Origin of the sequence: Nitratireductor aquibiodomus NL21 = JCM 21793 (assembly GCF_000615975.1) — a bacterium.
GTDB classification, from domain to species: Bacteria; Pseudomonadota; Alphaproteobacteria; order Rhizobiales; family Rhizobiaceae; genus Nitratireductor; species Nitratireductor aquibiodomus.
The window spans coordinates 1-12,383 of sequence record NZ_BAMP01000110.1 but is presented as its reverse complement, the minus strand read 5'-3'; the positions used below and the strand labels follow the sequence as shown (position 1 = coordinate 12,383).

The following is a 12,383-nucleotide window of genomic DNA, read 5'->3' as shown; positions in this document are numbered from 1 at the left end:
GACGGCGGGCGGCGATCAGCGATGCGATCCGCGCCGGAAAGACCGCGCTTTGCGGCGATTCTCTGATGGTGGCGCAGAACGATCTGGTGGACGTGGTCATCGACGCGACGGGCAAGCCTGCGGTGGGCGCGGAGATCGGGCTTTCTGCCATGGAGGCGGGTAAGCATCTTGTCATGATGAATGTCGAGGCGGATGTGACCATCGGCGCTTATCTGAAGCGTGAGGCGGCGCGGCTGGGCGTGACCTATTCGCTGGGCGCGGGCGACGAGCCGTCTTCCTGCATGGAGCTGATAGAGTTCGTCTCGGCCATGGGGCACGACATCGTTGCCGCCGGCAAGGGCAAGAACAATCCGCTCAATGTGGATGCCGTACCGGACGACTACGCCGAGGAGGCGGAACGGCGCAACATGAATGTGCGCATGCTGGTCGAGTTTGTCGACGGCTCCAAGACGATGGTGGAAATGGCGGCCATCGCCAATGCCACGGGCCTCGTGCCGGACAGGCCGGGCATGCATGGCCCGGCGGCAAGCCGCGAGGAGCTTTCAAGCGTTCTCTGCCCGATTGCCGATGGCGGCGTGCTCTCGAAAAAGGGCTGTGTCGACTTCACGGTCGGCAAGGGTGTCGCGCCGGGCGTGTTCGTGGTGGCGGAGATGGACCACCCGCGCCTGCGCGAGCGCATGAACGATCTGAAGCTCGGGGAGGGGCCGTACTACACTTTCTTCCGGCCCTATCATCTGACTTCGCTGGAAGTGCCGCTCACTTGCGCCCGCGCCGTGCTCTATGGCAAGGCAGACATGGTGCCGCTCGACAGGCCGGTTGCGGAAGTCTGTGCGGTGGCGAAGAAGGATCTGAACCCGGGCGACCGGCTCGACGCCATCGGCGAATATTCCTACCGCTCGTGGATCATGACGGCGGAAGAAGCGCGCACGGCGAAGGCCGTGCCATGCGGGCTCCTTGAGGGCGGCACGGTGACGGCCCCGGTGAAGAAGGGCGCGCTTCTGACGCATGCGAATGTCGCGCCCGACGCGGCTTCGCGGCTGGTGGCGCTCAGGGCGCGGCAGGATGCGATGGTGTTCGGCGAAGGGTGATGGGCGTGGGGCGAGTGCCAGAGCCTGCGCCGATCCTCTACTTCCCCAGTTCGATTGAGCGCTTCTTGGCCGCATCCACCGCGTCGCTGACCAGATCCAGAAGCCGGTTTTCATCCATGAAGACGGAGAGCGCGGCGGCGGTGGTGCCGTTGGGGCTCGTCACCTGTTCACGCAGCTTGCCGGGTTCTTCATCGCTTTCCTTTGCAAGCGATGCAGCACCATAGACCGTCTGCATCGCAAGCAGCTTCGCGGTTTCCGCAGGCAGGCCGGCCTTCTCACCGGCAGCCGTCAGGCATTCGATGAAGTGGAAGATGTAAGCCGGGCCGGAACCGGAAACGGCGGTCACGGCGTCCATCAGCTCTTCATTGTCGATGGTGGTGACCGCGCCGCTGGTGGCCAGCAGCTCCTCGGCGAAGGCTTTTGCCTCACCGGTCACATTGCGGTTGGAGAAGAGCACCATCATGCCCTTGCCGATGGCGGCTGGCGTGTTAGGCATGCAGCGCATAATGGCGGCATGGCGGCCAAGAATTTCCTCGAACGTGGCCGTGCCAGTGCCGGCAAGAACGCTGACGAAGGTGGCTTTGTCGGCAAAGCGGGCATAGGCTGGGGCGACATCGCGGATGACCTGCGGCTTGACGGCGAACACGATCATGTCGGCACCTGCGTCAAGCTCGTCAACGCTTTCGGCAACGGTTACACCCAAGGCCGCAGCGCGTGCGCGCAGGCCCTCATTCGGCTCCACCACGGTTGCGTCCTTCGAGGCCAGCTTGCCCGCGGCGATCCAGCCTTCAGCATGGCATAACCCATATTGCCGCAGCCGACGAGGATGACCGATTTGCCCATGAAACTTCTCCCTTGATGATCGCAAAGGAATGCCGCGTGAAGACAGGGAATGCAACGGCTGAGAGGTCTGCGCAGGGAAATTCCCGTTTGCGGGCCGAGGGAGGGTTTGCTAAAGCGCGTTATCGAACTCGATCAACCACCGGACACGGGGCCGAAGCATGAGCGCCAAGAAAGCACGCAAATAAGCCGCAGCGACTTTTCTGTTGTTGCGGCTGCCTGTCCGGGTTCCCTTGAAAATCTCTATGAACTGCAGGCGCCGCCAAATGCCTTCCATTTGACGGATGCTTTGTCATGCCAAATCGAAATCCGCGGCTGTGGAGTTACAGCCTGCCGGTGGCGCTCGCGCTGCTGGCACCTTTCAACATTCTTGCCTCGCTCGGCATGGATATCTACCTGCCAGTCGTTCCGGCAATGCCGGCAATTCTCGGCACCACACCGGCCACGATCCAGCTGACCCTCACGCTTTATATGATCATGCTTGGCGTGGGCCAGGTTGTGTTCGGTCCCCTGTCGGATCGCTGGGGCCGGAGGCCGGTCCTTTTGGGTGGAGCTCTCCTTTTTGCGGGCACGTCACTTGCGCTTGCGGCGACATCGACAGCGGGTCTGTTTCTGGCGCTTCGGGTTGCACAGGCCGCAGGTGCTTCAGCGATGCTTGTGGCGCTCTTCGCGACCGTTCGGGACGTCTATGCCGGACGACCTCAAAGTGCCGTGGTTTACAGCCTTCTGAACGCGATGCTCGCCTGCGTACCGGCGTTCGGCCCGATTGTCGGTGCGCTGATCGCCGAAAACCTCGGTTGGCGCGCGATCTTCGTGGGGCTTGCTGCACCCGCAGTTGTGATGCTTGTGTGGTCGCTCGCCGGATGGCACGAAACACGGCCGCGCCATGAGGGGATGCGCGGGGTCTCGTTCGCCCCGATGCTTCGCAGCTTGCCGTTCTGGGCCTATACGCTCGCTTTCGGAACGGCGATGGGCACATTCTTCGTGTTCTTCTCCACTGCTCCGCGCGTATTGATCGAGAAGGCAGGCTATTCCGAGTTCGGCTTCAGTCTCGCCTTTGCGACCGTCGCTTTCATAATGATGGCAACGGCACGCTTCGCCGCGCGTTTCGTAGAACGCTGGGGTATCGCCGGCAGTGTCATGCGCGGCATGGCCACGATGTTGCTGGGTGCGTTTCTGCTCCTTGCAGGCGCGTTGTTCCTGCCGCCATCGTTCCTGTCATTCATCTTGCCCATGTGGCTCATGGCGGTCGGGATCGTCTTCACCACGTCGGTCACTGCCAACGGTGCTCTGGAGGATTTTGGCGATATGGCAGGAACGGCAGTGGCTCTCCACTTCTGCATTCAAAGCCTGATCGTCGGCCTTGTCGGCACGGCTTTCGTCGTTTCGCTTGATGGCGCCACCGCCATGCCGCTGGTTGCCTATGTAACCGTCATGGCTGTGGTTACGCTTCTTGCGCTGATGCGGTTGCGAAGGTGGAGCTGAACCGGAAAAGACATGCGGGCCGGTCCACCGGCCCGCATGCCAATCAGTTCAAGTGCCGAACCTGCGGCCTGCGTCCAGCGCCAGCCCGCGTCCGACGGAGCCGAACATATCGCCTTCGACGACGGTCGCCGCGGGCAGCATGCGCAGGACATTCTCGCGCAGGAGCGGGATGGCCGAGGAACCGCCTGTGAGGAAGAGGGCGGTGATCTGTTCGGGCGCGATGCCAGCAAGGGCGAGTGTTTCGGAAACGGCATTTTGAACGCGGTCCACTGTGGCGGAGATGGCGTCGTTCAACTGGTCGCGGGTGACCGGCAGGTCGAGCGTCTCGTCAGTAAGCTGAAGCTTGATGGCGCTTTCGGTTTCGTCCGTGAGCGCAATCTTTGCCCGCTCCACCGCGCCGACCGCCGCATGGCCCTGCCGGTTGGCGACCACGTCGATCATCGCTCGACAAGCTCGGGTTGAGCAGCCTCATAGCGGATCTGCTTCAGATCGGTCATGGCGCGATTGGTATAGAGCATGTGGATGCGCTGCCAGGTGGCCAGATCGTTGAAATAGCCAGCCGGCAGAAAGCGCTTGCCGTCTTTCGTCTGCGTGCGATAGCCGAATTCGGGCATCAGGCGGGCGAGGCTCAAAAGCCGGTCGAAATCCGTGCCGCCGATATGCACACCATGGTTTGCGAGAATATCGTCCTTGCGGTCCGCCTGTTTCGCACGGTCGGAGGAAACGCGGACAATGGAAAAATCGGACGTACCGCCGCCGATATCGACGATGAGGGCGAGTTCTTCGCGGTCAACCTGCTGCTCATAATCGAGGGCGGCTGCAATCGGCTCGAACTGGAACTCGATATGGGCAAAGCCGCGGCGTTGCGCGGCCTTTTCCAGTTCGTCCTGCGCGCGCCTGTCGGCTTCCGGATTGTCGTCGACGAATTGCACCGGCCGCCCAAGCACGATGTTGTCGACCGGACCTCCGAGATGGTTTTCCAGATTGTCTTTCAGGAAATGCAGAAACGAACCGATAATGTCGGAAAACGCGATGGAATGGGCTTTAATTCGCGTTTTTTCATGGATGAGCGATGAGCCCAGAACGCTCTTGAGCGCCCGCAGGAGGCGGCCCTCCACATTCTCCGTATAGCGGCTGACGGCGCCGCGCCCGAAATAGGTGCGGTCATCCTCGAAACTGAAGAACACGGCGCTCGGCATGGTGACCTCGTCCGCTTCGAGCGCGACGAGGCGGGGTTCGCCGTCCTCCATGAAACCGACTGTGGAATTCGACGTGCCGAAGTCGATGCCGCCGCTGAGCGCTCGCATGGGACTATCCTTGCCGGAATGTGGATCGATTGGGGGAGGCGAGCGATACACAATCGGCGGCGGGAAGTCGACCGTCTGCGGGGTTAATTCTTTTCCGGTTCGCGGTATTGCTCGTTGGCATAGCCAAATTCGGCCATGACGCGGCCGAGCCCCACATAGACTGGATACATGGCGGTGGAGGCGGAGCCGGTCTTTGCAAGCCTGACGGCACCACGCAGCGGGGAGAGTGCCAGCAATGCGAGGCTTTTGGCAAAGACTCGCAACCGGCCAAAGCCTTCATCCGCCCGCTTCTTTTTCTCGACAAGCGTGGAGATGACGCCATTGCGCAGCGCCCGGGCGCGAATCCAGTCCCGCTCGACGCGTCGCTCTGGCACGATTTCCTGTGTTTCTGCCTCAGCCGACCAGGCGAGGCGGAAGCCTTTCTGACTGGCACGGCTTAGAAAATCCGAATCGCCCCCGCCCATGAAATTGAACTGAAGATCGAGAAAGGGGCGCGGCATGGCCTCCAGAACCCGCCGCGACAGAAGGAGATTGCCAGATGAGAAAAGTGCCGGAACCGTGCCCGTCTCAGCATAGGGCGGGGCAAAGACCGGGTGCGTCGCCCAGCGTTCATGCGCGGGCTTTGCGAAGACGGGCACCTGTGGCCCGCCGACGATATCGGCCTCGAAGCGCTCGGCGGTGGAACAGAGATTTTCCAGCCAGTGCGGGGAAGCCAGTTCGTCATCGTCGATGACGGCGAGATACCGGAAATTGGGGAATTCCTTGAGCGCCGTTTCCCAGCCGGCATTATAGGCGCAGCAATTGCCCCGCTTGTGGGCGATGATCACGAGTCCGTTGAAGGTTCCATCGGCAAAAAGCGGTGCTGCGGCGTTGGCTCCGGCGCGCTCCTCGGCCTCATTCTCCATAACGATGACGGCAAAAGGGCGCTCGGTCGCCTGGGAGGCAAGCGAGTGCAACGTGTTCAACAGTTGCTCCGGCCGCTTGAACGTTGGAACCGTTACAACGCATGCAATGGCCTGCGCGGCAAGCGATGGCGTGCGCGCGACCACTGAAACCGATTTTTCCGCGTTGTTTTCCGTCACGATCCCGCCAAACCCCTTTTGCGCTCCTCATAAGCAGCGCTGGCGATTAAGGCGGCGTTAAATACGGCTGGTTTTTGCGGGGGGGCAGATGGTGCTATGCCCGCGAAAAGTGGACGATGGCCACGTCTCCTTAATCAAGAGTTCATCGCTGTTTGAAAAAACAACCCAAACAGGAAAAGTGCATGCATCTGATTTTTGCGACATCCATGGTTCCCGACGGAACGCCGAAAAGTGGCTACGAGATCGCCAACGCGGCCGTTCTCGACGCGCTCACGCGGGCCGGCTGCCGGATGTCCGTTATGGGATTTGCATGGAAGGGGCGCGAGGAACGGAAAATCGCCGATGGCACGGTGGTTCTTGGAGAGCTTGAGCCGCGCACCGAAGCCGCCAGCGGGCTGACAAAGCTCGGCTGGCTTGCCAGAGCAATGATGCGGGGCATGACGTTTTCGTCCGCCAAGATGCTGCGGGCCTCGCCGGGAGATGTGCGCAGGGCGCTGGAAGGGTTCGGGCGGGTTGATGGCGTGATCTTCAATTCCGTGCAGTTCGCCGGTGCGTTTCGTCGGGTCTTTGCCGACCTGCCGTGCATCTATGTGGCGCACAATGTGGAACATTTTTCCGCCCTGCAGAGTGCTGATGCCGCGCGCGGCTGGTGGGGCGCTTCATGTTTCGCCGCGAGGCGCGTCTTTTGAAGGCGCTGGAAGCGGATCTTTGTGCGCAGGCGCGTTTTGTCTATACGCTCTCTGAAGACGACCGGCGGCTTCTGGGCGTGGACGACGACAGGCGCTCGGCGGTTCTGCCGCTTGTGGCGCACGCACCCGCCGTTTCCGGGCCGGGTGAGCGCCAGACGACCCATGACGCGGCGCTCATCGGCACATGGAGCTGGGCGCCGAACCGGATCGGCCTCGACTGGTTTCTGGAAGAGGTGGTTCCGCATCTCCCCGAGGCTTCCGCATCGCGGTGGCGGGCGATGCGCCGGCAGATCTCGCGCAAAGGCACGGGCGCGTGACTTTCGTCGGGCGTGTGCCGGATGCGGTCGAATTCGTGCGCAGCGGCAGGGTGGTCCCGCTCATAAGCCGCGCCGGCACGGGGGTGCAGCTAAAGACCATTGAAACATTCGAACTCGGCCTGCCGAGCGTTGCGACGCAGAGCGCGCTGCGCGGTATTTCTCACAAGCCGGAGAACTGCATCGTGGCCGATGATCCGCGCGCCTTCGCCGAAGCGCTGGTGCGAGCGGCAAAGAAACCCGTCGATCTTGACGGGCGTGCCTTCCACATGGCGCAGCGCAAAGCGCTAGACACGGCCATTCTTCATGGGCTTGATCAGGCTGGTTTCAACCGGCGGGATAAAGCCGCATGAACGTTGCTGCACCAAAATGTGCGCATGCGGCCCATCCGCGGCGCGACGTCCTGGGGACGGACGTTTCGGTCATCAGCCGTGATGGCGCGATGGCCCTGCTGGCTGAAAACATCGCCGCCCGCCGGTTTATGCCCGTCACGTTTCTCAACGCGCACAATGCCAATGTGGCTGTCGCCGATGCGCGTTTTCGTGAGGCCCTGCCGGGGTTTCTGGTGCTCGCAGACGGTATCGGCGTCGACATCGCCTCGCGGATGCTCTACGGCGAGCCGTTTCCCGACAATCTGAACGGGACGGACTTCGTGCCGCAATTCTTCCGCCAACAGAAGGAGAAGCTCACGGTCGCCCTGCTCGGTGCGCGGCGCGAGAACGCTCTTGCGGCTGCCGAAAAACTGTCCGAGCAGGCACCGCAGCATGAATTCGTCTTTCTGCACGATGGCTATTTCGGGGCGCGGGACGAGGAAGCGATTCTCGAGCAGCTCAGGGCGTTGAAGCCTCACGTGCTGCTCGTCGCCATGGGCGTACCGCGCCAGGAACTGTGGATCGCCGATCATATCGGCCCCGAACACTGCACGGTGCCGATTGCCGTAGGGGCGTTGCTTGATTTCCTGAGCGGTGCAGTGCCGCGCGCGCCCCTCTGGGTGCGGCGTCTGCGGCTGGAATGGCTGTTCCGTCTGGGGCTGGAGCCACGCCGACTGTGGCGGCGCTATGTGGTTGGCAATCCCGTCTTCCTCCTGCGGGTGCTTCGGCAGAAGTTTCTGGGCAGGCGGGGCAGGGTGTAGCCATGACCGGTGAGCACAGCACGGCGATCGTCACGCCCAGCTATGCAGGCGACTTTGATCGTTGCCGGCTTCTTTGCGAGACGATGGACCGCTTTGTGACAGGCCATAATCGGCATTACCTCCTGGTGGCCGGACACGATGTCGAGCGCTTTCGCACACTGGAGACGGACCGGCGCGTGGTGGTGGACGAGCGCGATCTCCTGCCCTCCTGGCTCCATGCGGTGCGCGATCCCACCGTCTTTTTCCGGCGTCATGTATGGCTGAGCACGCGGCTTGCGCCCCTGCGCGGCTGGCATGTGCAGCAATTGCGGCGGATTGCCTTTGCCGAGAAGGCCCAGGAAGAGACCCTGGTTTATTGCGATTCCGACGTCGTGTTCCTGAAGCCTTTCGATTGCAGTGCCTTCTGGCGGGACGGGCAGGTGCGGCTTTATCGCCGCGACGGGGGAATGAACTCGCTGGTCGATCTCGGCCATCGCGACTGGTCGGCGAATGCCGCGCGTGCGCTAGGCCTGCCGGCAGGCCAGGAAACCGAGCACGATTACATCACGACACTGATCTCATGGCGTCGTGACACGGTTGTCCGCATGCTGCGGCATGTCGAAAAGGTGAATGGCACGCCGTGGATCAGGCGGTGGCTGCAGACCGCCGGTTCTCCGAGTGCATTCTCTATGGCCGTTACGTGGATGAGGTGCTTGCGGGCGAGGGGCATTTCCACGATGACCGCGCGCTGTGTCATGTTCTCTGGTTCGGCAGTGAGCTCGATGCCGTCGGTGTAGAGGACGTCGTCGCCAGGATGCAGCCTTACCAGGTGGCGATCGGCATTCAGTCATTCATCGAAACCGATCTCGCACCGCTCCGCCGCATGATTGGCTAGATCGCCGTGCGTCCATGCGGACGCGCAAAGGACGATCCAGATTATTGATGGGGCAACGGAACAATCCGGAACCGGATTCCACTTTTCGGCCCGATGCTATGAGCGGATCAGACCCGCCTGGCGGGCCTTGCGAGCGCGCGGTAGGTCAACACCACCGACGCCAGGTAGAGCACCGCGAATACCACGTTCATCGACAGGACGATGTCGCTGGTCTCATGAAACGATTTTAGAACCAGCGAGAGCAGTGCGGCCTTGGCAGTGGCGAGCACAGCGAGGTTGATCGCGCGAATGAGGGTCTGGCCGCGGGCGAAGAGCAGATCGGCCTGGTATTCGGTCAGGTTGCGCAGACCGGGAACGGCGAGCGCCAGGATGACCAGTGGAGCGGCCTGCGCCACATTGCTGCCGAGCAGGGTCGGGTAGAAGACGAGGATGATCGCAAGAGCCGCAAGCGCGAGTGTCGAGATGGCGAAGATCGCGCCCTCGATGCCGAGACGCAGGCTCCAGCGGTTCAGCATTTCCGGCGTCCGCATCATGCGCTGAACGAGCAGCATGGAGAACGACCGGATCGGGATCGCGGTGAGATCGACCAGCCGCATGATGATGGCGTAGATGCCGGCGAGTGTCGGGTTGCCGAGCGCGAGGACCAGCAGCTTGTCGAACTCCATCTGCAGATAGAATAGCACTTCCGCCGCGGCGACATAAAGCGCGTCGGGCAGGCGGCGCCCGTAGAGTGCCGGTCGGATGCGCAGTCGCTGCCGGGGACGGTAGAACACAAGCGAGAACACAAGCGCGGCGCTGTTGGCTGCGAGGTAGAACACGGTCCAGCTTAAGAGGTCTTGACTCGCGTGAAATGTGAAGAGAAAGGCCGCTAGCGCGCGGATTGCAATGCTGACGATGAGGATCGTCGCGGCACGGCCGAAACGGTTGAGACCGTTGTTGACAACGATCACGGTTTCCGTGAGCCGCCAGGCGATCGCCTCGGAAGCGATGACTAGCGCAAAGGGCAATACGCGCATATCGCCAGCGAAGAAAACCAGATACAGAACCGCGCTGGCGAGCGCTATGAGCGGCAGCGATGCAAACGCCAGCAGCAGGAAGCCGGCAGCGTAGGTTCCAAGGAGCCGGCGCTTGACGGTGGCTATGCGATAGAGCGTGGCGGTAAAGCCGAGCGCGAGAATGCGCCCGACCATCACACCGGCGGCAGATGCGGTGGCGAACAGGCCGAAATCGGCAATCGTCAGGCTGTTTGCCAGGATCACGAAATAAATGAGCGAAAAGACCAGCCGGCCGGCTGAGCCGCTGATCGCCGCAAGATAGTCGCGCAGCACCTGACGCTGGCTGGTTATGATGTCGCGGAGCGAAATGAGAGGACCCTGGATTGCCTGGTTTCGATATGCGATTACGGAGACATTATCCGACAAAACTTAATGCGCTGTTCCATGACCTGACGCAGCGGCGAAAAACACGTGGCGCAATGCCGGTCGTTAACCCTTTGTTACCCGTGCCTCTTTAGCTTGAGTTAACATAATCGCGGGCTTATGCGCCCGCTTCACGTTCATGAGTGAAAGCTACACGCGCGATGTTCGACGCCGAAAATCCAAGCAAGAGAAGGCCTCGGAGTGGCGGGCGCGCACGTTCTCTGCTGTCGATGCAGGAGCCTGGGCCGGAGGCTGGACAGGAACAGGTGCAGGCGCGGAAGGGACGCGATGGCCCGGCGCTGCCTGAGCGGTCGCAGCAGTCACATGACGCAAAGGAAACGAGGCTGGAGCGGGCCGCTTCGGCGGACGCCTATCTGCGCCGCGCCGAGACGGGCCGGAACGTGGCGAAACCCAGCGGACAGCCCCGCGAGAAGCCCCGGTCGCGCACTGAGTCGGCAGAAAAACGACAGGCGGAAACACCATCCCTCCGCCAGCGTCTGCTTGATCGGTTTTTCCCTTTGCCGGAGGTCGAGAGCCGTCCGCAGAGGGGGCAGCCGGTCCGGGCGCTGCGCGAAGCCGAACGTGTCGCCGAGACCCGGGAACCGCGTGGTCGCACGGTATCCGAAGACGAGAGTTCTGGCCGCGCACTGCAGCGTCGCCATGCGAACCAGACGCAAAGGCACGCCTCCGACGAGCAGGTGTGGCGACCGCTGATCGACCCCGTTCAGGTGATCGGCGGGATTTTGCGCGCCAGATGGCTGATCGTCCTGACGACGATCATCGGTGCGGTGATCGGCGTTATGATCGCGCTTTCGACGCCGAAAATGTATTATGCTGCCACGCAGCTCCTGTTCGATCCGCGTGATCTGCAGATCGTCGAGCGCGATCTGACGCGCGGTGGACTGCCTTCCGATGCGACGCTCGCCCTGATCGAGAATCAGGTCGCGGTCATCACCTCCGGCAATGTTCTGGCCAGAGTGGTGGATGAGCTCGACCTGGCCGGAGACCCGGAGTTTAACGGCACGGGCGGAGGAAGTGTTCTCGGTCTGCTGCTCAGCCCGCGGGCGCTCATTTCCGCACTGATCAGCAGTGGCGATGATGATGGCGGCTCGGCACGGCACACGATTGCCGTCGAAAACCTGGCCGAAGCGCTTGATGTGGGACGCAACGCGAAAACCTTCATCATCACCATAGGCGCAACCACCAAGAGTGCCGACAAATCCGCACTGATCGCGACGACCACGCGGGATGTGTTTCTCTCGACTTATGGCGAGCTCCAGTCTGCCACGGCAGGCCGGGCCAACCGTGAAATCACGGATCAGCTGCAGTCATTGCGCGATGAGGTGGAGCAGGCCGAGCGCGCCGTTGCCGACTTCAAGGCCAAGAACGACATTGTCGACGCGCAGGGACGCCTGATCACCGATGAGGAAATCCTGCGTCTCAACGACCAGCTTTCGGCAGCGCGGGCGCGGACGTCGGAACTGAATGCGCGCGCTGCCGCCGCACGGTCGCTGGACGTTGAAACGGTTCTTGGCGGCGCTCTGCCGGAGCAGGTTGCCTCACCGGTGATGACAGAACTGCTCGCACAATATGCGAGCCTGAAGCAGCAGGCCGGCAGGCTGGCGGTGCGGTTCGGCCCGCGCCATCCCGACCGTCAGGCCGTTGACGCGGAACTGGTCGGTGCGCGCGACGAGATCGCACGCGAACTGCGCCGTGTCGTGGCCTCCAACCAGGTAGAGCTGCAGCGGGCGGTACAACTTGAACAGGATCTCTCCGGCCAGCTTGCGCGGCTCAAGGTGCAGAAAGGGAATCTGGAGTCGGAGCGCGTCACGCTTCGTGAACTGGAGCGCGAAGCGAATGCGAAACGCTCGGTTTATGAAGCGCTGCTCCTGAGGGCGCGCGAGACCGGGCAGCAGGAGCGCTTTAACACTGCCAATGTGAGTGTGATTTCCCAGGCCGTACCGCCGCTCGATCCCACGGGTCCGTCGCGTTCTTCAATAGCGATGGCGGGCATGATTCTGGGTTTCATGGCTGGTGTGGGCCTTGGCGCTGTCGGCGGAGCGATCCGCAGCCTGCGCGAAAACATGGCGGAGCGGCAGGCTGCCGGTTACGCAGGTGAGAATGAAGGCGGCGACGGCAGCCGGCGCGCCGACG

General features: G+C 62.3%; 7 protein-coding genes and 3 pseudogenes. 6 read left to right on the top strand and 4 right to left on the bottom strand.

Features of this window, described 5'->3' with window-relative positions; translation table 11 throughout:
• A partial coding sequence (locus JCM21793_RS29545; protein WP_025031560.1) for an NAD(P)H-dependent oxidoreductase occupies positions 1 to 1,088 on the top strand: 1,088 nt, incomplete at its 5' end.
• 37 nt (positions 1,089 to 1,125) lie between these two features.
• On the opposite strand, the pseudogene proC reads toward JCM21793_RS29545, so the two are convergent.
• Positions 1,126 to 1,931: pseudogene (gene proC, locus JCM21793_RS27365) on the bottom strand (pyrroline-5-carboxylate reductase).
• 291 nt (positions 1,932 to 2,222) lie between these two features.
• On the opposite strand from proC, the gene cml reads away from it, so the two are divergent.
• Positions 2,223 to 3,413: a CmlA/FloR family chloramphenicol efflux MFS transporter gene (gene cml, locus JCM21793_RS20490; protein ID WP_025031559.1), complete on the top strand. Its 1,191-nt coding sequence runs from the start codon at positions 2,223 to 2,225 to the stop codon at positions 3,411 to 3,413.
• 48 nt (positions 3,414 to 3,461) lie between these two features.
• Here cml and JCM21793_RS27360 read toward each other — a convergent pair.
• Positions 3,462 to 4,720 (bottom strand): annotated as a pseudogene (locus tag JCM21793_RS27360) (Hsp70 family protein).
• 83 nt (positions 4,721 to 4,803) lie between these two features.
• The gene (locus tag JCM21793_RS20480; protein WP_025031558.1) at positions 4,804 to 5,802 is read right to left on the bottom strand and encodes a glycosyltransferase family 2 protein; all 999 of its coding nucleotides are present in this window, start codon (positions 5,800 to 5,802) and stop codon (positions 4,804 to 4,806) included.
• 182 nt (positions 5,803 to 5,984) lie between these two features.
• Between JCM21793_RS20480 and JCM21793_RS27355 the strand changes: the two are divergent.
• The 3 genes and pseudogenes from JCM21793_RS27355 (at position 5,985) to JCM21793_RS27350 (ending at position 8,713) form a co-directional block, all read left to right on the top strand.
• A pseudogene (locus JCM21793_RS27355) lies at positions 5,985 to 7,158 on the top strand (glycosyltransferase).
• Positions 7,155 to 7,937 (top strand): WecB/TagA/CpsF family glycosyltransferase, encoded by a 783-nt coding sequence (locus JCM21793_RS20470; protein WP_025031557.1) that lies wholly within the window; start codon positions 7,155 to 7,157, stop codon positions 7,935 to 7,937. The pseudogene JCM21793_RS27355 and the gene JCM21793_RS20470 overlap by 4 nt, the downstream one beginning before the upstream one ends.
• A gap of 2 nt (positions 7,938 to 7,939) precedes the next feature.
• Positions 7,940 to 8,713: a DUF6492 family protein gene (locus tag JCM21793_RS27350; protein WP_306306788.1), complete on the top strand. Its 774-nt coding sequence runs from the start codon at positions 7,940 to 7,942 to the stop codon at positions 8,711 to 8,713.
• Between the two features lie 205 nt (positions 8,714 to 8,918).
• Here JCM21793_RS27350 and JCM21793_RS20460 read toward each other — a convergent pair whose 3' ends face one another.
• Positions 8,919 to 10,139, bottom strand: a complete 1,221-nt coding sequence (locus tag JCM21793_RS20460; protein WP_370671666.1) for a lipopolysaccharide biosynthesis protein — start codon at positions 10,137 to 10,139, stop codon at positions 8,919 to 8,921.
• A 356-nt stretch (positions 10,140 to 10,495) separates the two neighbouring features.
• Here JCM21793_RS20460 and JCM21793_RS20455 point away from each other — a divergent pair.
• On the top strand, positions 10,496 to 12,383 hold a 1,888-nt coding region (locus tag JCM21793_RS20455; RefSeq protein WP_244439912.1), incomplete at its 3' end, for a GumC family protein.